At 61.3% G+C, this 20,056-nt stretch carries 12 protein-coding genes; 8 read left to right on the forward strand and 4 right to left on the reverse strand.

What is annotated here, in order from left to right; all coding sequences use genetic code 11:
- Positions 1 to 140: 140 nt before the first annotated feature.
- The 3 genes from ACZ9W6_RS17215 to ACZ9W6_RS17225 all read right to left on the reverse strand — a co-directional run bounded on the left by ACZ9W6_RS17215 (position 141) and on the right by ACZ9W6_RS17225 (position 2,796).
- Positions 141 to 650, reverse strand: a complete 510-nt coding sequence (locus tag ACZ9W6_RS17215) for a flavin reductase family protein (RefSeq protein ID WP_465192421.1) — start codon at positions 648 to 650, stop codon at positions 141 to 143.
- Positions 651 to 759: 109 nt separating this feature from the next.
- Positions 760 to 1,788 (reverse strand): methionine synthase, encoded by a 1,029-nt coding sequence (locus tag ACZ9W6_RS17220; RefSeq protein ID WP_465192422.1) that lies wholly within the window; start codon positions 1,786 to 1,788, stop codon positions 760 to 762.
- 30 nt (positions 1,789 to 1,818) lie between these two features.
- Positions 1,819 to 2,796: a DUF1852 domain-containing protein gene (locus tag ACZ9W6_RS17225; protein ID WP_465192423.1), complete on the reverse strand. Its 978-nt coding sequence runs from the start codon at positions 2,794 to 2,796 to the stop codon at positions 1,819 to 1,821.
- 359 nt (positions 2,797 to 3,155) lie between these two features.
- Between ACZ9W6_RS17225 and ACZ9W6_RS17230 the strand changes: the two genes are divergently transcribed.
- Positions 3,156 to 4,055 carry a LysR family transcriptional regulator gene (locus ACZ9W6_RS17230; RefSeq protein WP_465192424.1) on the forward strand — a complete coding sequence of 300 codons (900 nt, stop codon included), beginning with the start codon at positions 3,156 to 3,158 and terminating at the stop codon, positions 4,053 to 4,055.
- Between the two features lie 292 nt (positions 4,056 to 4,347).
- On the opposite strand, the gene ACZ9W6_RS17235 is transcribed toward ACZ9W6_RS17230, so the two are convergent.
- Positions 4,348 to 4,599 (reverse strand): type II toxin -antitoxin system TacA 1-like antitoxin, encoded by a 252-nt coding sequence (locus tag ACZ9W6_RS17235; RefSeq protein WP_465192425.1) that lies wholly within the window; start codon positions 4,597 to 4,599, stop codon positions 4,348 to 4,350.
- A 131-nt stretch (positions 4,600 to 4,730) separates the two neighbouring features.
- Between ACZ9W6_RS17235 and ACZ9W6_RS17240 the strand changes: the two genes are divergently transcribed.
- From ACZ9W6_RS17240 to ACZ9W6_RS17270, 7 genes are all read left to right on the forward strand, one after another.
- Positions 4,731 to 5,777 carry a GNAT family N-acetyltransferase gene (locus tag ACZ9W6_RS17240; RefSeq protein ID WP_465192426.1) on the forward strand — a complete coding sequence of 349 codons (1,047 nt, stop codon included), beginning with the start codon at positions 4,731 to 4,733 and terminating at the stop codon, positions 5,775 to 5,777.
- Between the two features lie 38 nt (positions 5,778 to 5,815).
- Positions 5,816 to 7,102 carry a lysine N(6)-hydroxylase/L-ornithine N(5)-oxygenase family protein gene (locus ACZ9W6_RS17245; RefSeq protein WP_465192427.1) on the forward strand — a complete coding sequence of 429 codons (1,287 nt, stop codon included), beginning with the start codon at positions 5,816 to 5,818 and terminating at the stop codon, positions 7,100 to 7,102.
- Between the two features lie 140 nt (positions 7,103 to 7,242).
- A complete protein-coding gene (locus tag ACZ9W6_RS17250) occupies positions 7,243 to 7,470 on the forward strand; it encodes an MbtH family protein (protein ID WP_465192428.1) in 228 nt (75 codons plus the stop codon).
- Positions 7,471 to 7,474: 4 nt separating this feature from the next.
- Positions 7,475 to 8,200 carry a thioesterase II family protein gene (locus tag ACZ9W6_RS17255; RefSeq protein ID WP_465192429.1) on the forward strand — a complete coding sequence of 242 codons (726 nt, stop codon included), beginning with the start codon at positions 7,475 to 7,477 and terminating at the stop codon, positions 8,198 to 8,200.
- Between the two features lie 24 nt (positions 8,201 to 8,224).
- Positions 8,225 to 13,498, forward strand: a complete 5,274-nt coding sequence (locus ACZ9W6_RS17260; RefSeq protein WP_465192430.1) for an amino acid adenylation domain-containing protein — start codon at positions 8,225 to 8,227, stop codon at positions 13,496 to 13,498.
- A 4-nt stretch (positions 13,499 to 13,502) separates the two neighbouring features.
- Entirely contained in the window at positions 13,503 to 17,963 is a 4,461-nt protein-coding gene (locus ACZ9W6_RS17265) for an SDR family NAD(P)-dependent oxidoreductase (RefSeq protein ID WP_465192431.1), read from the forward strand.
- 19 nt (positions 17,964 to 17,982) lie between these two features.
- Positions 17,983 to 20,056: condensation domain-containing protein (locus ACZ9W6_RS17270; protein WP_465192432.1), on the forward strand; the 2,074-nt coding region annotated here is incomplete at its 3' end.

Consider the following 20,056-nt stretch of genomic DNA (forward strand, 5'->3'; position numbering starts at 1 on the left):
GCGACCTGGCCATGCCAGGCCGGCTAGCCGGGCACCGGGTCGGGTCGCTGCAATTGGTATGGTTTGCCCGCCGCCTAAGCGGCAATAGCGCCCCTGACGGCAGGGCGCGGCAAGGGGATGCCGTGTGTCGCGCTGACGGTTCAGGTCGTGCAGGGCGCGGCAAGGTGGTGATACTGGCCTTTGAAGTACAGCAATGGCTGCGTCGTCGCCGCTTGTTGCAGGTTAAAGGCCTTGACCTCGCCGATCACGATCAGGTGGTCGCCCACGACGTGTTCGGCGTGGATTTCGCAATCCAGCCAGTGCAGGCTGCCGGCGATGAGCGGGTTGCCCAGTGGCGATGTCTGGCTGTCTATGCCCTGCCACTTGTTCACGCCCTGACGGGCAAACAGTCGGGAGATCGCGGCCTGTTCGCTGGACAGGATATTGACGGCGAAGCGGCCGGCCTGGCGTATCTTGGGGTAGCTGTACGAGCTGGCCATCACGCTGAATGACACGAGTGGCGGGTTCATCGACACGCTATGGAAGGATTGGCAAGTGAAGCCGATCGGCTCCTCATCGAGGCAGGAGCTAATCACGGTGATGCCGGAGGCGTAGTGCCCGAGCACTTCGCGAAAGCGCAAGGGTTCGATGGTAGCGCTGGGAGATGACATGGTGGATCCTGGCTTATGCGGGCCGGCACAAGGGCCGGTTGGTCACGACATCCGCCCGGCTGGCCGGGCGGATTTTGCTGCTGCGGCCTGAAGCCTGGGCGGCTTTGGGCTAGCGCGATAGCTCGTCGCGCACGATTTGCGCGCCGGCACTGAGGGCATTGAGCTTGCCGCGTGCCACGCTGCCCGGCAGCGGTGCCATGCCGCAATTGGTGCACGGATAGAGCTTGTCGGCATCGACAAAGCGCAGGGCATTACGCAAGGTATCGGCGACTTCCTCCGGCGTCTCGATGGCATGGTTGGCCACATCAATGGCACCGACCATCACCTTCTTGCCGCGAATCAGCTCGATCAGGTCCATCGGCACCCGCGAGTTATGGCATTCCAGCGACACCATCCCGATGCTGGATGATTGCAGCTTGGGGAAGATTTCTTCGTACTGTCGCCACTCCGAGCCCAGCGTTTGTTTCCAGTCGGTATTGGCCTTGATGCCATAGCCATAGCAGATGTGCACCGCGGTTTCGCACTTGAGGCCTTCAATGGCGCGTTCCAGCGCGGCGATACCCCAATCATTGACCTCATCAAAGAACACATTGAATGCCGGTTCGTCGAACTGGATGATGTCCACGCCGGCCGCTTCCAGCTCTCTCGCTTCCTGATTGAGGATGGTGGCGAATTCCCAGGCCAGTTTTTCACGGCTCTTGTAATGCGCGTCGTATAGCGTATCAATCATGGTCATCGGGCCTGGCAGCGCCCACTTGATCGGCTGATCGGTCTGCTGCCGCAGGAATCGGGCATCGTCCACGAACACCGGCTGCTGGCGGCTGACCGCGCCGACGACGGTCGGCACGCTGGCATCGTAGCGGTTACGGATGCGTACCGTCTCGCGCTTGGCAAAATCCACGCCGGCCAGATGTTCGATAAACGTGGTGACGAAGTGCTGGCGGGTTTGCTCGCCATCACTGACGATGTCGATGCCGGCTTGTTGCTGCGCATGCAGGGACAAACGCAAGGCATCGTGCTTGCCGTCGATCAGCTCCTGACCTTCCAGCTTCCAGGGCGACCACAGCGTTTCGGGATGTGCCAGCCAGGTAGGTTTGGGCAGACTGCCGGCGGTGGAGCTGGGCAACAGTTTTTTCATGATGAGAATGCTTGTCTGGTTTTTTATGGATTAATGCGCGTAACGGGCGGCCCATTCAGCCAGCATGGCGTGATGCGGCTTGACGAACACCTCTGCCGCGTACTTGCCCTGCTCGACAGCCAGGCGGCTGCGCTCCGCGCGGTCATACACAATGTGGGTGACCGAATGATCCGGGTTCTGCAAGTTCGGCTTGTAGCAGGCACCGGCCGCCGCATTGGCGTTGTAGATCTCGGGGCGGTAAATCCGCTGGAAGGTTTCCATGGTACTGATGGTGCTGATCAGCTCCAGATTGCTGTAGTCATTCAGCAAATCGCCAAAGAAGTAGAAAGCCAGCGGTGCCGTGCAGCCAGCCGGCATGAAATAGCGCACTTGCAGACCCATCTTCTGGAAATAGCGCTCGGTCAGCGACGATTCATTCGGCCGGTACTCAACCCCCAATACCGGATGCTGGTTATCCGTGCGATGGTAGGTCTTGTTGTCGGACACGCTGAGGCAGATCACCGGCAGCTTGGCAAAATGCTGCTTGTAGGCCGCCGAATGGACGAAATGCAGGAATAGCTTGCCGTGCAAATCGCCAAAATCCGCCGGAATACTGAACTTGGCCTGGTCCTGGTTATGCGCTGGCAGCAAGACGCTGAAGTCATAATCGCGCACATAGGACGAGAAATTATTGCCCACGATGCCGTCAATCAGCTGATTGTTGTGGCGATCCAGCACGCTGGTTTTCAGGATTTCAATGGCCGGAAACGCCTGGCCCTGGCCGTCGATATCCAGCTCGACCGTGACGATCTCCAGCTGGACAGCATAACGATCGCCGGCAGGGTTATCCCAATGGGCCAGCGCATTGAAGCGGTTGTTGATCATGGCCAGCGCATTGCGCAAATTCTGCTGGCGCTTCTCGCCGCGGGCCAGATTGGCAAAGTTTGTGGTGATGCGCGTGCTGTCTGCTGGCTGGTAGTGCTCGTCAAAACACATGCGCTTGATGCTGAAAGTGAAGTCTTTGCTCATGGCAATCCGCTATCCTGTTTGTTCCCTTACCCCCGCAGCCATGGCCATCGCCGGTCTGACATGAGGGTGCTGCAAGTTTTTTCTTGATGCGCATCAATGAATACCCACATTTTATGCCGGACGATGAATGAATAAAAATGATTGAATTTAATTGATAGATTATTTTTGTTCATGAGTTGCTCGCAGATAGATCAGCAGTGCACTCGCCACCCAGAGCCTGTCATGACAAATTTGAAGATGGCCTCCATGCCGCGCAATCGGCCGAGAGCGCTGGCACAGCCGGCATGAACGCAAGCGGATGCCGCAGGTTCGTGAATATAAATGCTAATATCCGGTTGATTAATTACGCATTGTCAGCAATGGCCAAACTCGAACGCATCCACCTTGCCATCATCCGTGCCGTCGACCAGCATGGTTCGATGACTGCTGCGGCAGAGCAGCTGCATCTGACACAATCGGCGCTGAGCCATACCGTGCGCAAGCTGGAAGACCAGCTTGGTACGCCGATCTGGCTTCGCGAGGGGCGCAGCCTGCGGCCAACCCAGGCCGGTGAATACCTGCTGGCGGTGGCCAATCGCCTTATCCCGCAGTTGCAGCATGCCGAAGAGCGGCTGCGGCAGTTTGCCCAGGGCGAGCGCGGCGCATTGCGCATCGGCATGGAATGCCACCCTTGCTATCAGTGGCTGCTGAAGATCGTTTCGCCCTATCTGGCGGCGTGGCCGGCGGTCGATGTGGATGTGAAGCAGAAATTCCAGTTTGGCGGCATCGGTGCGCTGTTCGGTTACGAGATCGACATGCTGGTTACGCCTGATCCGCTGCACAAGGCCGGTCTGCTGTTCGAGCCGGTCTTCGATTACGAGCAGGTGCTGGTGGTGGGCGCGGATCACCCGCTGTGCGGACAGGCTTATATCGAGCCGGCGGCGCTGGCCGGCGAAACGCTGATCACCTACCCGGTAGCCATTGACCGGCTGGATATCTATACGCAATTCCTGATGCCGGCCGGCGTCACCCCACTGCGGCACAAGCCGATCGAAACCACCGACATCATGCTGCAAATGGTCGCCAGTGGTCGTGGCGTGGCGGCCTTGCCGCGCTGGCTGGTGGCGGAATATGCAGAAAAATTGCCGATTCGCCCCGTACGGCTGGGCAGCGCCGGCATTGCCAAGCAGATATACCTGGGTATCCGCGAAGCGGACGCCCGAACCGACTATCTGTGCGCCTTTCTTGAGCTGGCGCGCCAGCACCGTACCGCGGCATGATGCCGCTCGCAGCAGGCATGCGGGCTATTTTAGCGTGGGCATAATTCGGTTGATGAGCAAGCACGCCAGAGGCCATGGCGTAGTCGCTGCACCCCGGTGTTCCTGATCAACGGCCACAGAAGTCCAACTAGCCCCGCTAAGCTGCTTGTCCAGTGCCCGGCGTTTCTGCCACTCATCAAGACTGGGCTCACCACTCTCGAAGTCACGCAGCAGGTGCTTGGCCGCAAGTGGCTGCGACGCAGATCGCTGCCAGCGCATACTGGATTGCTATCCCGCGACATCTTGACGTCGATCAGCCGTGCAAGACCGGCACTGCACTCGGTGGCACGTCGAGAATAGCGGTGAAATGCTGGAAATTTACCGCATCCAGCCAGAAGAAAACCTGGTCGTGCCGCACGGACTGCGCACACTCGCAAGCGTGCCTCCAGTATGAAGTCAAAACGGTTTTGCCCAGCAGACTGTCCGCATGGTTAATGAGATCGCGCGGCGCCGGCGGGTTACGCAAAATGATGGCAGCAATGCTGCATGTGCTGGATGCGATCATGGAATCGCAGGGGCGTGAACCTGGTTTTGGGATATTTCGACAACCTGCTAAACAAACAGCATGGTCAATCGTCTTGTCAGGAGTAATTCGTATTCTTGTTTGCTCGGCAAACTCTCCTGACAGGATGCAATATGTCCACTCCGATCACCGCCAGCCAAGCGATTGACTGGCAAGAAAGCACGCCTTTGCGTGCCTATCCTTTCGGCAAGGCCTTTACTGCCCAGCGTGAAGGCGAGCAGTTGCTGCTGGCGCGCGAAGGGGCAGCAGCGCCGCAAATCTGGGGGCTGCAGACGTCGGCAGCCGGCCTGCAACTGAGCGCACCGACAACAGCCGACGAAGCCGACTGGCTGGCCGCGCTGGAATGCAGTTTTACCAGCGCGCCACAGCAGGCGCAGTGTCAGATTCAGGCGGTGCAAGTGCCGACCACCCTGCTGCAAGCCGGCGTATTGCGCGCTCAAGGCGAGGGGCAGTGGCTGGCCGAGCGTGAAGTGCTGTTCCAGTACGCCCCGCTGTGGCTCACCCATTGCGGCCAACCCGCACCGCTGCGCTATCACTATGACAAAGCCCGTCACCCGCTACGTCCGCCCAAGCCACAGGGCTTGCTGTACCAGCGTTTCATCCCGTGGCTGGGTCAGACTTTCAGCTATCGCGCGCTGGATATCGAAGCCGATCTGGCGATGTTCAACCGCTGGATGAACGATCCGGATGTTGCTGTCATCTGGCAGGAAACCGGTACGCTGGAACAGCATCGCCACTATCTGCAAAGCCTGGCCGCCGACCCGCATATCTACCCGATGATTGCCTGCCTGGATGGCGTGCCTTTCGGCTATTTCGAGGTGTACTGGGCCAAGGAAAACCGTATCGGCCCGTTCTGCGAGGCCGATGACTACGACCGAGGCTGGCATGTGCTGATCGGCGAGCCGGCCTTCCGTGGCAAGGCTTATGCCACGGCCTGGCTGACCTCTATCTCCCATTACATCATGCTGGATGACCCGCGAACTCGTCGCGCCGTCGGCGAACCGCGCCGCGACCATGCCCAGCAGATCCGCAATCTTGACCGCTCCGGCTATGCCAAGGTCAAGGAGTTTGACTTCCCGCACAAGCGCGCCTTGCTGGTGAGCCTGCTGCGCGAGCGTTATTTCACAGATGCCCTGTGGTGGCCCCGCCGCGATGCCTAAGCCCGCGGCCAACGTATTGACTTGTACCGGAGAAGACTATGCACATTCATGACCTGATCGGTGTCGGCTTTGGCCCGTCGAATATCGGCCTGGCCATTGCCCTGGAAGAGCAGCCGGGCCCTGCGCCGCTGACCAGCCTGTTTATCGAAAAACAGCCAAGCTTTGCCTGGCACCCCGGCATGCTGCTGGATCACGCGCATATGCAGATTTCCTTTATCAAGGATCTGGCCACGCTGCGTAACCCGCAAAGCCGTTTTACTTTTATCAATTACCTGCACGAAAAAGGCCGTCTGGCCGATTTCATCAATCTGAAAACCTTCTACCCCAGCCGTCACGAATTCAACGACTACCTGGCGTGGGCGGCAGAACAGTTTGATGACCATTGCGTGTATGGCGAAGAAGTTTTCCAGATCCTGCCGGAAATTCAGGACAAGAAAGTCACCCATCTGCGGGTCCGTTCGCGCGATGCCAGTGGCCACGTGCGCGACCGTCTGGCACGCAATCTGGTGGTCAGCGTCGGCGGCAGCCCGTACATCCCCGAGCTGTTCCGCCCTTTCCGTGACAGCCGCCACGTCATTCACTCCCACCACTTCACCGCTGAAATCGGCAAGCATGCCCAGGCCAAGCGGGTGGCGGTGCTGGGAGCCGGCCAGAGTGCGGCCGAGATTTTCATGGCACTGCACGAGCAGCCGAGTGCGCCGGCGGTGGATTTCATCATGCGCGCCCGTGCCTTGAAGCCTGCTGATGACAGCCCGTACTCCAACCAGATTTTTGATGCCGATTTTGTCGATCATGTATTCAGCCGCAATGACAGCGAACGTCGCGAGCTGATCGAGGAATTCTGGCATACCAACTATGCCTGCCCGGATCTGGCGCTGATCCAGCAAATCTTCGGCACTTTCTATCAGCAAAACGTGAAGGGTGAAGCCAGACACCGTTTGCTGCGCCGCCACCAGATTGTCGCCGCGCGCGAAACACCGGACGGCGTCGTGCTGACGGTGAAAGACCTCAACAGCGGCCAGCAATTCGAGGCGCAATACGATCTGGTGGTGCTGGCCACCGGCTACGAGCGCCAGCTGCATCGCGGCGTGCTCGATGGCGTGGCCGACTATGTCGGCCAGCTGAAAGTAGACCGCGATTACCGTGTACAGACTGCCGACAACTTCCTGCCGCAGATCTTCCTGCAAGGGGCTTGCGAGAGCAGTCACGGCCTGAGTGACACCCTGCTGTCGATTACGGCCGTGCGTTGCGGCGAAATCGTTGCGGCGCTGCACAGCGGTGAATGCCGCGAACTGCCGCATGCTGAAATCGCCAACGCGATCTGATTGCCTTGTGCTTTTGGCCTCCCGCTTTGGCGGGAGGTTTTTTTTCGTCTTGGTAAAACGTTAAACAATTCTCATCCGGTTTCGTCTTGCCAAGGTAAAGGCCGGATCGTCCGGCCTGTCCACCTTGAAGGAGTGTAGTCATGAGTAGCAGCTGCTTTGATCGCGAAGGCGAGACTTTCATTGTATTGATCAACCACGAAGAGCAGTACTCGATCTGGCCACAATGGAAAGCCGTCCCCGGCGGCTGGCGTGCTGTCGAAGGCGTACAGGGCGACAAGCAAACCGTGCTGGCCTATGTCGAGGAACACTGGACCGATATGCGCCCACGCAGCCTGCGCGAGTGGGAAGCCACCCAGGCAGGTGCCTGAGCGCATGTCTACCCTGACCCTGCTGGCCCTGCCCTGCGCCGGTGCCAGCGCCACCATGTATCTGCACTGGCGTCAGGCTTTGCCAGCCTGGGTCAAGCTGCGTCCGGTGGAGTTGCCCGGACGCGGCGCCCGTCTGGGCGAGCCGTTTGCGGCCAACTTCGAGCAGCTGGTTGCCATGCTGGCCGAGGAATTGGCTGATGAAATGCAAAGCCCCTACGTCTTGCTGGGGCACAGCATGGGCGCGCAACTGGCCTACGGCCTGAGCCGCCACCTGCTGGCACGCGGTGCCGCCCTGCCCCGCGCCTTGTTTGCGCTGGGTAGCCCGGCCCCGGCCATGCCGGACAAAAAACGATTCTACGCGCGCGACCGCGACAGTCTGCTGGCCGATATGCGCGAACAGGGCGGCACGCCCGAGGCCGTGTTTGCCCACCCGGAATTGCTGGACATGAGTCTGGCCACCTTGGCCGCCGACTACGCCATCTGCGAAAGCAGCCACTTTACCCACCCGCTACGCCTGCCTTTGCCACTGCATGTGCTGGCCGGTCGCCAGGACAGCATCAGCATCGAACGCATGCAAGGCTGGCAGTTGGAAGCCGGCAGCCGCTTCACCCTTGACTGGTTTGATGGCGGCCACTTTTTCTTCCGGCAGCAGCCTGCCGCCGTGCTGGCCTGCCTGAACCGCTTGCTGGCCAATTGCCGGCAAGACGCTTCCCGATTACAGCCGGCCTGAGCCGGCACCGTTGCGAGAACCGATATGAGTCACCCAGAGAATTTTGTCAGCCACTTGCGCCATCTCGCGGCGACCCGCCCGCACGACACCGCCCTGGTGGTGGTGCGCGAGCAGCAAGGCCAGCCGGATGAGCTGGCGATCGACTATGCCGGTATGGATGCGCGGGTACGCAAACTCGCTGCCCGCCTGCAAGCCTTTCCGCGCGGCGAGCGTGTATTGCTGGCCATGGATAATGACGAATACTACGTCATCAGCTTCTTTGCCTGCCTGTATGCCGGTCTGATCGCCGTTCCCGTTTGCCCGCCCGAATCCACCCGCCAGCAGCATCTGGCCCGCCTCATCGGCATTGCTGACGATGCCGACGCCCGCTGCGTGCTGACCACCCGCCAGATACAGCCGCTGATTGATGCCGTCGCCAGTCGTACACAAAACCTGTCGGTGTGGCTGACAGATGACGATTGCGATGCTGGCGAGTGGGCACCACATCACCCCGAGCCGGACGATATCGCCTTTTTGCAATACACCTCCGGCTCGACATCCGCCCCCAAGGGCGTGATGGTCAGCCACGGCAGCCTGATGGCCAATGAACGTGCCATCGAGGAAGGCCTGTCCGTCAGCAGCGATGATGTATTTGTGTCGTGGCTGCCGCTATTTCATGACATGGGTTTGATCGGCGGCATGTTGCAGCCCTTCCATCGCGGCATCAAATGCGTGCTGATGTCGCCACGCTTTTTCCTCGAGCGTCCGGCACGCTGGCTGCAAGCCATCAGTCGCCATCGCGGTAGCATCAGCGGCGGCCCGGATTTCTCCTACCGCCTGTGCCTGGAGCGCATTGCCGATGACAAGCTGGCCGAGCTGGATCTCGCCAGCTGGCGCGTCGCCTTCTCCGGTGCCGAGCCGGTACGCCACGATACCCTGCGTGACTTTATCAGCCGCTTTGCGCCAGCCGGTCTGGACGCTGGCGCGGTCTACCCGTGCTATGGCCTGGCTGAAGCCACACTATTTGTCAGCGGCGGCGTGCGCGGCAGCGGTTTGCTGGCACCGGCATTTTCACGAAGCGGCCTTGGCCAGGGTGAAGCCCGCCTCGCCAGCAACGGTGAAGAAGCCATCCCGCTGGTCGCCTGCGGCCGTGTGCCAAGCCATCATCAGGTCATCATCGTCAATGCGGCCAACCTTGACAGCTTGCCGGATGATCAAAGCGGCGAAATCTGCTTCAGCGGCCCCAGCGTCGCCAGCGGCTACTGGCAGAATGCCGAAGCCACCGCAGCGGCCTTTATCGAAAAAGACGGCCAGCGCTGGTTGCGTACCGGCGATCTGGGCTTCTGGCGCGAAGGCCAGCTCTACATCAATGGCCGCGTGAAAGACCTGATCATCATCCGTGGCCACAACCTCTACCCGCAAGATATCGAACGCCACATCGAAGGCCAGATCGAGGCGGTCCGCGCCGGTCGGGTTGCCGCTTTTGCCGTACGCGGCCCTGATGGCGAGGGCATCGGCATTGCCGCCGAAGTCTCGCGTGGCATGCAAAAACTGATCCCGCCCGCCACCCTGCTGGAAGCACTCAGCGCCTGCGTCAGCGAACTATGCGGCGAGCCGGTATCGGTGCTGGTACTGCTCAACCCCGGCAGCCTGCCAAAAACCTCCAGCGGCAAGCTGCAACGCAGTGCCTGCGCCAAAGGTTGGGAACAGGCCAGCCTGGATAGCTATGCCGTGTATAGCTTCGGTCAGTGGCAAGATCATGGCCAAAATGCTGCCGATGCCACCGCCGCCCCGGCCCTGCAAGGCATGGCCGCCGAGCTGGCCACACTATGGCGCGCCACCTTGCGCCTGCCGGAAAGCCATACCCTGCATGCCGACAGCCATTTCTTTGCCAGCGGTGGCAATTCGCTGGCACTGGTGCAACTGGCCGCCCGTCTGCGCAGCCACTGGCAAGTTGCGCCAGAGCTGGCACAACTGATGTTGCATCCGCGTCTGGGCGAGATGGCACAGTGGCTGGGCAGCTACCGCCAGCAACATGCACCGTGCCCGGTTGAGGTCATCACTCCGCGTGCGGCCAAGCCTGGCGAGTCATGCCCGGCCTCGTCGGCGCAGCAACGTCAGTACTTCCTGTGGCAATACCAGCCGGAAAGCAGCGCCTACCATATTACCGCTGCACGTCGTCTGCATGGCACCGTTGATCTTGACGCCGTCAAGCAGGCGTTCAGCCAGCTCGTCAGCCGTCACGAAGCGCTGCGTACCGTATTCGTATCCGGTGAAGACGGCACCATCCTGCTGCGGGTGCTGCCAGCAAGCGACTTTGCCGTCGCCGTACATGATGTACGCGCGCTGGATGAAGGTTCCCGTCCAGCAGCAGCACAGGACTTTGCTGATTCGCTACAGCACACCCCGTTCGATCTGGCCAGCGGCCCGCTGTTGCGGGTCGGCCTGATCCAGGAGTCGGATAGCCAGGCGGTGCTGGTGGTGGTGATGCACCACATCATTTCCGATGGCTGGTCGATGGCCGTCATCGTCAAGGAATTCGTTGCGCTGTATCAGGCGGCGGTGTCGGGCGTGGCGGCCAAGCTTGCGCCATTGCCGATCCAGTACGCCGACTACGCGCAGTGGCAGCGTCACTGGCTGGAAGCGGGTGAGCGCGAGCGTCAGCTGACCTACTGGCGCGAGCAGTTGGGCAATGAGCATCCAGTGCTGCAATTGCCCGCCGATCATGCGCGGCGTGCCGATGGTCAGTATCGCGCTGCCCAGCATGCGGTTTCTGTACCCGCCGAGCTGGCGCAGGCTTTGCAGCAACGCGCCCGCGAGAACGGCAGCACGCTGTTCATGCTGCTGCTGACGGCTTTCCAGGCTTTGCTGCATCGTTACAGTGGCCTGGCTGACATCCGGGTCGGCGTGCCGATTGCCAACCGCCATCGGGTCGAGACCGAGAACGTCGTGGGCTTCTTCGTCAACACCCAGGTGTTGCCTGCCGAGATTGCCAGCCGGATGACACTGGCCAGCCTGCTGGCACAGGTACGCGAACGCGCACTGGGGGCGCAGGCGCATCAGGACTTGCCGTTCGAACAGCTGGTGGAAGCGCTGCAACCGGAACGCACGCTGGGCGTGTCGCCGCTGTTCCAGCTGATGTTCAACCATCTGCGTGAGGCCGGTGGCCAGCTGGCGCAATTGCCAGGCCTCTCCATCAGCGATTACGCGCTGGGCGAACAGGCGGCGCAGTTCGAGCTGACGCTCAACAGCGTGGAACTCGATAACGGCGGCCTCGCACTGTCCTTCGATTACGCCCGCGAGCTGTTCAACGCCGACACCGTCGCCCGCTGGGCCGGGCATTATCTGGCGATGCTGGCTGCACTCGCCCATGCACCACAGACGGCCATTGCCGATGTGGCCTTGCTGTCCGCTGCCGAACAGCAGTGCTTGCGTGACTGGGGTGTGAATGAAACGACTTACCCGGACGTCAAACCGGTGCACGAGCTGTTCGAAGCCCAGGCTGCGGCCAACCCCGAGGCCATCGCGCTGATCTTTGGCGAGACAGAACTCACCTACCGCGAGCTCGACAGCCGCGCCAACCGCCTCGCCCACCAATTGCTGGCGCAAGGCATCCGCCGTGAAGCGCGCATCGGCATCGCACTGGAGCGCAGCATCGAGATGGTCGTCGGCCTCCTCGCCATCCTCAAAGCCGGTGCCGCCTACGTGCCGCTGGATCCGGACTACCCGGCTGATCGTCTCGCGCATATGGTAGAAGACGCCGGGCTGAGCCTGCTGCTGACCCACTCGACGCTGGTGGACAAGCTGCCTGCGGCCAACATCCCACTGGTGCTGGTGGATGTCGTGCCGGATACCGACTATCCGGCCAGCAAACCCGCCGTGACGGTGCATCCGGAACAGCTGGCGTATGTGATTTACACCTCGGGCTCGACCGGCAAGCCGAAGGGGGCGCAGCTTTGCCACCGCAATGTGGCACGCCTGCTGGCGGGTACCGACCACTGGTTCCACTTCGGTCGCGATGATGTGTGGACGATGTTCCACTCCTATGCCTTCGACTTCTCGGTGTGGGAAGTGTTTGGCGCGCTGTGCACCGGCGGCAAGCTGGTGGTGGTGCCTTATCTCGTCAGCCGTTCGCCGGATGATTTTGCACAACTGCTTTGCCGTCATGGCGTGACGGTGCTGAACCAGACGCCAACCGCCTTTGGTCAGCTGATTCCGCGCATCACGCCGGAATTGGCTGATCAACTGGCATTGCGCTATGTGATTTCTGGTGGCGAAGCGCTGGAGCCGCTGATGCTGGCACCGTGGTTCGAGCTGATGGGCGACCGCCAGCCGCAGATGATCAATATGTACGGCATCACCGAAACCACCGTACATGTGACCTACCGCCCGATTACCCTGGTGGATCTGGGCAAATCACGCAGCCCGGTCGGCCGTGCGATTCCGGATCTGGGCATGCAGGTGCTGGATGCCGAACTCAATCCGGTGCCGATCGGCGTTGCCGGTGAACTGGTCGTCTCCGGTGCCGGTCTCGCTCGTGGTTACCTCAACCGTGCCGGCCTCTCTGCCGAACGCTTCATCGCCGATCCGTTCGATGCCAACGGTGGTCGCCTGTATCGCACCGGCGATCTGGTGCGCTGGAATAGCGAGGGCCAGCTGGAATACCTGGGCCGTATCGACCATCAGGTCAAGATTCGTGGCTTCCGTATCGAGCTGGGCGAGATTGAAGCCCAACTATTGGCACAGGATGCAGTGCGTGAGGCAGTTGTCATCGCCCGTCACGACGGTGGCAATGCGCGATTGGTGGCTTATGTGTCACTGAAGGCCGGTTTCGATGTAGATGCGGCCAACCTTAAAGCGGCCATTGCGAGCTCTCTGCCTGATTACATGCTGCCATCGGCCATCGTGCTGCTGGACGCACTGCCATTGAACCCGAATGGCAAGGTGGATCGTAAAGCCCTGCCAGCGCCGGAGTTCACTTCCGTTGGCGAATATGTGGCACCGGTGGGTGAGGTGGAAGAGAAGCTGGCCGCCATCTGGGCCGAGGTGCTGGGTGTGGCCCAGGTTGGCCGCCACGACAGTTTCTTCGAGCTGGGTGGGCATTCGCTGCTGGCGTTGAAACTGCATCGACAGTTGAGTGAACACGGCTTTGGCCAGCTGACGGTGGTGGATCTGTTCCGCTATCCGGACATCGCGGCGCTCGCCCGTCACCTGCAGCAAGGCGATGACACAAGCCAGCTGCAACAGGCTGCCACCCGTGCCCAACAACAGCGCAACGCCATGCTCAAGCGTCGCCAACCTCATGCAAGACAGGAATAACACTATGTACACAGGCGTAGAAATCGCCATTATCGGCATGGGCGGGCGTTTTCCGGCTGCGGCCAACCTTGATCAGTTCTGGGCCAATATCGCCGCCGGACACGAGGCGGCAGAAAAGCTGGACGAGGCGGCACTGGATGGCCTGAATGTGCCAGCTGCCTTGCGCGAGGATCCGCACTTTGTCCCAACCCGGCTGCCGTTTGCCGATATGGATGCCTTTGATGCGGGCTATTTTGCCTTTACCCCGCGCGAGGCCACCCAGCTTGATCCGCAACAGCGGGTATTTCTGGAAACCGCCGTGGCCACGCTGGAAAATGCCGGTTATGGCAAGGCCGCCGGTTTGCCAGTCGGCGTGTATGCCGGTAGCGGTGCCAATCTGTATTTGCTGCGCGAGCTGATGCCACAGATTGACTGGACACAGGCCGATATTGCCAGCTTCCTGGGCGTGATGAACGGCAATGACAAGGATTCACTGGCCAGCCGCACCGCGTTCGAGCTGGATCTGCGCGGGCCTGCCGTCTCGGTGCAGACGGCTTGCTCCACGTCGCTGGTGGCCGTGCATCAGGCTTGCCGCGCCCTGCTGGCTTACGAGTGCGATATGGCACTGGCGGGCGGGGTGTTTCTGAATCTGCTGCCGCAAAGCGGCTATCGTTACCAGCAAGGGGCCATTCTGTCTGCCGATGGCCATTGCCGTGCCTTTGATGCCAAGGCCAGTGGTACTTTGCTGGGCAGCGGTTGCGGCCTGGTCATGCTCAAGCGGCTGGACGAGGCGCTGGCCGATGGCGATACCATTCATGCTGTGATCAAAGGCTCGGCCATCAATAATGACGGCGCGGACAAGGTAGGCTATACCGCGCCCAGCGTGAATGGCCAGGCCGAAGTCATTCTGGCAGCACAGGCTTTTGCCGATGTCAGCCCGGACAGCATCGGCTATGTCGAGGCACACGGCACCGGCACGGTATTGGGTGACCCGATCGAGGTTGCCGCGCTGACCCAGGCTTTCCGTCAGGGCACCGATCGCAAGACTTACTGCGCCATCGGCTCGCTGAAAACCCAGATCGGCCATCTGGATGCTGCCGCTGGCGTGGCCGGATTGATCCGCACCGTGCTGGCACTCAAGCACCAGACCTTGCCGCCCAGCCTGAACTTTGACACCCCGAATCCACAAATCGACTTTGCCAATAGCCCGTTCTACGTCAATACCGTGGCCAAGCCATGGCCTGCCGGCAGCGCGCCGCGCCGCGCTGGCGTCAGCTCCTTCGGCATGGGTGGCACCAACGCGCATGTCATTATGGAAGAAGCGCCAGCGCCCGCTGCACAAGTCAGCGATCCCCGGCCACAGTTATTGCCGGTCTCGGCGCGCAGCGAAGCGGCCTTGCAAGCAGCACAGCAAAATCTGGCCACCGCGCTGGCAAACACAGACCATGCACTGGCCGATATCGCCCATACGCTCAAGCTTGGCCGCAAGGCACACAACTGGCGCAGCGTGGTCTTGGCTGACACGCCAGCGCAAGCCGCGCAAATCTGGCTGGATGCCCTGCACCCGCGCAAGATCACCGGCGAGGCACGCAGCGATGTGAAAATCGCCATGCTCTTCCCCGGACAGGGTGCCCAACATGCGGGCATGGGCCGCACGCTGTATGACAGCGAGCCGGTTTATCGCGAAGTGATCGATGCGTGCTGCCAGCAATTACAGCCTTTGCTGGATCTGGATCTGCGTACCTTGCTGCATGCTGATGCTGATGCGGATGATGACGCCGCCGCCACCTTGCTTCAGCAGACCCGTTATACCCAGCCTGCCTTGTTTGTCACCAGCTACGCCCTTGCCCGTCTGTGGCAGCACTATGGCGTGATGCCAGCGGCCTTGCTTGGACATAGCGTGGGCGAGTATGTCGCCGCCACGCTGGCCGGGGTTTTCAGTCTGGACAATGCCTTGCGCCTGATCGCGCTGCGCGGCCGTCTGCTGCACGAGACAGCCGAAGGCGCGATGCTGGCGGTCAGCCTCTCCGAAGCCGATATCCAGCCGTATCTGGCTGCTGGCGTGGATCTGGCCGCCATCAATGCGCCTGGCTCATGCGTACTGGCAGGCACCGCCGCTGCCATTGCCGGCTGCGAAGAGCAACTAACCAAGGCCGGCATCGCCAGCCGCCGCCTGCAGGTTGGCCGCGCCTTCCACAGCCGCCTGACCGAGCCGGTGCTGGCGACCTTCCGCGCCGCCTTTGACAATATCTGCCTGCAAGCCCCGTCAATACCCTTTGTTTCCAATATCAGTGGCACATGGATGACACCGGCCGAGGCGACTAACCCCGACTACTGGGTACGCCATATCCGCGCCGGGGTACGCTTTGCCGACGGCCTGACGACCTTGCTGCAAAGCCACACGCTATTACTGGAAGCCGGTGTGGGCGATACCTTATCCACCCTCGCCCGCCGGCATCCGCAAGCCGCCTCGGCCAGCATCGTGGCCAGCCAGTGCCACCCGCGCCAGCAAGACGACAATGCACAGCAATGGCAACTGGCACGCGCCCGCCTGTGGGTGGCCGGTGCTGCCGACAGCGTGCTGGGCAGCCATACCGATGCCCGCCGCGTGCCCTTACCGACTTACCCCTTCCAGCGCCAGCGTTACCGCGTCGAGCCGCCAGCAGCAGGCCAAAGCGTTGTGCCCGCCGTGCAAACGCATGGACTGGACAACTGGTTTTACCGTATTGACTGGCAGCGTCAGCCACTACCCGCCGCTGGCAAGATCGAATGTCCGGCACACATTCTGCTGCTCGGCGAGCCGGGCACATTGACAGACAAGCTGATCAGCCACTGGCAGGTGCAAGGCGCGGTCATCACCCTGGCCAGCCAAGGCGAGGCATTTGCCAGACTGGGTGAACAGCATTTCAGCGTCCGCGCGGCCGAACGCGATGATCTCATCGCGCTACTGCAAAACGTAGCCGAGGTCAGCCATATCGTGCACAGCTGGAGCGTGCATGACGCCGTACCGGCAGCCGACACCGCCTTGCAGGATGGCTTTTACAGCCTGCTGGCACTGACACAGGCCGTGGATGCGGCCAACCTTGGCCAGCTCGCCATCACCATCATCGCCAATCAACTGGAAGACATCACCGGCAGCGAGCCGCTGTGCGCAGAAAAAGCCGCCCTGTATGGGCCGCTGAAAGTCATTCCGCAGGAATACCCGTCCCTCACTTGCCGGCTGGTTGAAATCGACCATGCCGCGCTGGCCCAGCCTGCCGCCTTGCTGGCTGGCAGGCTGCTACAGGTCATGACAGCAGCAGACGGCCCTGATCGCCAATACTGGCGCGGCCAGCATGTGTGGCACAAAAACTGGCAAGAAACCCCTTTGCCTGCCGCTGCGCCGACACGCCTCAAAAAAGGCGGCTGCTATCTGATTACCGGTGGCCTTGGCGGCATCGGCCTGACGCTGGCACGCTATCTGGCACGTGAATGGCAAGCCCGTCTGGTGCTATTGGGTCGCCGCACCTTGCCTGCCGAACAGGAATGGGATGCCCATGCCGATGATGCCCGTATCGCAGCTGTACGCGAGCTGCGCACCCTGGGTAGCGAGGTGCTGGTACTGGCCGCCGATGTAGCGGACAGCCATGGTTTGCAGTCGGCACTGGCTATCGCACAAGAGCGCTTCGGGCATATTGATGGTGTGGTGCACGCAGCGGGTGAGGCCGGGGGTGGGATGATGGCCACAAGAGACAATGCAGCCATCCACCGTGTATTCGCCCCCAAGATCAGTGGCACAAGCCATCTGCTAGCCGCTCTATCGAACAATCAGCCAGACTTCGTTTTACTGTGCTCGTCACTGACCGCGATTACCGGCGGGTATGGCCAGATCGACTATTGCGCAGCGAATGCGGTTCAGGATGCACTGGCACATCAAGCACAGCGCCATACATGCCCGGTGATATCCGTTAACTGGGATGCTTGGCGCGAAGTGGGTATGGCGGCAAAACATCAGCATCAAGAGGGACACGGTATCGATCCGGCTCGTACAGGCGAATTGCTGACCCGTTTGCTGGCTTTGGCCAATAGTCACCACACCCAGCTCATCGTCAGTACGCGTCCATTGACAGAACAGTTTGCGCAGTGGGATGGCACACAAGCGGCCGATTTGTTGTTAAGCCGGGAGATCCGGCACACCACCCGTCACCCGCGCCCGGCGCTGTCGCAAGCCTACGAAGCCCCGCAAGCAGGCCTGGAAGCCGATCTGGCCGAATTATGGTCGGCCTTTCTCGGCATCAGCCCGATAGGCGTGCATGACCATCTGTTTGAGCTGGGCGGCGACTCGCTATTGGCCATCCAGCTATTGGCCAAAGTCCGCCAGCAATACGGCGTGGACATCCACCCTGCCGCTTTCTTCAAATGCCCGACCGTGGCCGAGCTGGCCTGGCTGACCGAAAGCCGCCTGCTGGACGCCATCGAAAACGACACACAGCCGGATGGCATCTGACCATCCAGGATTGCACATCATGACCGAACGTAATCTCGACAACCGCCGCTCGCGCCTGAGCCCGGAACAACAAGCCCGCCTGCAAGCCCGCCTCAAGGGACAGGGCGCAGACCCGCAGGAGCAGATCACCCCGAGCGGCAGCGAGGACAAGGCCATCCCCTTGTCCAACGCCCAGCAACGGCTGTGGTTCTTGTGGCAGTACGACCCGCACAGCACCGCCTATCATCTGGCTGGCGGCCTGAAGCTCAACGGCCAGCTCGACATTGCCGCCTTGCAACAGGCCTTTGGCCAGCTGCTGGCGCGTCACCCCTCATTCCGCACCGTTTTCCGCGTGAATGCGCAAGGCGAAGCCAGCCAGCAACTCTGCCCGCTGGACGCGCTGCCATCGCTGGCTTGCGAAACCTTGGCCGATAACAGCGCACTTGCCGCCGCCCAGCAGGCGCTGACACAAACCCCGTTTGACCTGTGCGCCGGCCCGGCCTGGCGGGCAGCATTGTTCCAGCTTGCAGCACAGCAATACCAACTGGTGCTGGTTGTCCACCACATCCTGTCCGACGGCTGGTCGGTACAACTGCTGCTGGACGAGCTGGTGACGCTGTACCGCGCGGCCGTGCAACAGCAAGATGCCGGGCTTGCCACACCGGCCATCAATTATCTGGACTACACCCTGTGGCAACGCCAATGGCTGCAAGGCGTGGGCGGCCAGCGCCAACTGGCCTACTGGCAGGCACAGCTGGGAGGCGAGCAGCCGGTACTACAACTACCGGCCGACCACCCGCGGCATCCGGATGGCCTTTATCAGGCCGCTCGCCACACAGTCGAACTGCCCGCCAGCCTCGTCCAGCGTCTGCGCGAACAGGCACAAGCCAGCGGTGGCACCCTGTTCATGAGCCTGCTGGCTGCGTGGCAAGCGCAACTGTCACGGCTGAGCGGCCTCTCCGACATCCGCGTCGGCGTGCCGATTGCCAACCGCCACCGCAGCGAAACCACCCATGTCAGCGGTTTTTTCGTCAATACCCAGGTATTGCGCGCACAACTTGGCCAACGCATGACACTGGCCGGCTTGCTGACACAGGTACGCGAACACGCGCTGGCCGCACAGACCCACCAGGACTTGCCGTTTGACAAGCTGGTCGAGGCACTACAGCCACAACGCACCCCCGGCACCACACCACTATTCCAGGTGATGTTCAACCACCTGCGGCAAGACCGTCGCTATCTGCAAGGTTGGCCGCAACTGCAAGTAGACCGCCTGGACTTCGAGGCCAGCAATGCCCAGTTCGAATGCACCTTGCAAATCCTCGAACAACAAGACGGCAGCGTCAGCGCCAGCTTTGATTACGCCCGTGAACTATTCAACGCCGACACCGTCGCGCGTTGGGCCGGGCATTATCTGGCGATGCTGAACGCACTGGCCCATGCGCCAGAGACGGCGATTGCCGACGTGGCCTTGCTGTCCGCTGCCGAACACGCCCTGCTGCAAAGCTGGGGCGTCAACGAGACGACTTATCCGGATGTCAAACCGGTGCACGAGCTGTTCGAAGCGCAGGCTGCGGCCAACCCCGAGGCTATCGCACTGATCTTTGGCGACAGCGAGCTGACTTACCGCGAGCTCGACACCCGCGCCAACCGCCTCGCGCATCAATTGCTGACACAAGGCATCCGCCGCGAAGCGCGTATCGGCATCGCGCTGGAACGCAGTATCGAGATGGTCGTCGGCCTCCTCGCCATCCTCAAAGTCGGTGCAGCCTACGTGCCGCTGGATCCGGACTACCCGGCTGATCGTCTCGCGCATATGGTAGAAGACGCCGGGCTGAGCCTGCTGCTCACGCACTCGGCGCTGGGGGATAGACTGCCTGCAGCCAACGTGCCAGTGGTGCTGGTGGATGTCGTGCCGGATACCGACTATCCGGCCAGCAAGCCGGCAGTGACGGTGCATCCGGAGCAGCTGGCGTATGTGATCTATACCTCGGGTTCGACGGGCAAGCCGAAGGGGGCGGCCAACCGACACATCGCGCTACATAACCGTTTGCAGTGGATGCAGTCGGCCTATGTTCTGGATGAAACGGATACCGTTTTGCAGAAGACACCAT

This window comes from Vogesella lacus (assembly GCF_979366295.1).

Bases quoted from the DNA above. Each gene is read 5' to 3' on its own strand.
- ACZ9W6_RS17215 (WP_465192421.1), bottom strand. From the start codon at position 650: ATGTCATCTCCCAGCGCTACCATCGAACCCTTGCGCTTTCGCGAAGTG.
- ACZ9W6_RS17220 (WP_465192422.1), bottom strand. From the start codon at position 1,788: ATGAAAAAACTGTTGCCCAGCTCCACCGCCGGCAGTCTGCCCAAACCT.
- ACZ9W6_RS17225 (WP_465192423.1), bottom strand. From the start codon at position 2,796: ATGAGCAAAGACTTCACTTTCAGCATCAAGCGCATGTGTTTTGACGAG.
- ACZ9W6_RS17230 (WP_465192424.1), top strand. From the start codon at position 3,156: ATGGCCAAACTCGAACGCATCCACCTTGCCATCATCCGTGCCGTCGAC.
- ACZ9W6_RS17235 (WP_465192425.1), bottom strand. From the start codon at position 4,599: ATGATCGCATCCAGCACATGCAGCATTGCTGCCATCATTTTGCGTAAC.
- ACZ9W6_RS17240 (WP_465192426.1), top strand. From the start codon at position 4,731: ATGTCCACTCCGATCACCGCCAGCCAAGCGATTGACTGGCAAGAAAGC.
- ACZ9W6_RS17245 (WP_465192427.1), top strand. From the start codon at position 5,816: ATGCACATTCATGACCTGATCGGTGTCGGCTTTGGCCCGTCGAATATC.
- ACZ9W6_RS17250 (WP_465192428.1), top strand. From the start codon at position 7,243: ATGAGTAGCAGCTGCTTTGATCGCGAAGGCGAGACTTTCATTGTATTG.
- ACZ9W6_RS17255 (WP_465192429.1), top strand. From the start codon at position 7,475: ATGTCTACCCTGACCCTGCTGGCCCTGCCCTGCGCCGGTGCCAGCGCC.
- ACZ9W6_RS17260 (WP_465192430.1), top strand. From the start codon at position 8,225: ATGAGTCACCCAGAGAATTTTGTCAGCCACTTGCGCCATCTCGCGGCG.
- ACZ9W6_RS17265 (WP_465192431.1), top strand. From the start codon at position 13,503: ATGTACACAGGCGTAGAAATCGCCATTATCGGCATGGGCGGGCGTTTT.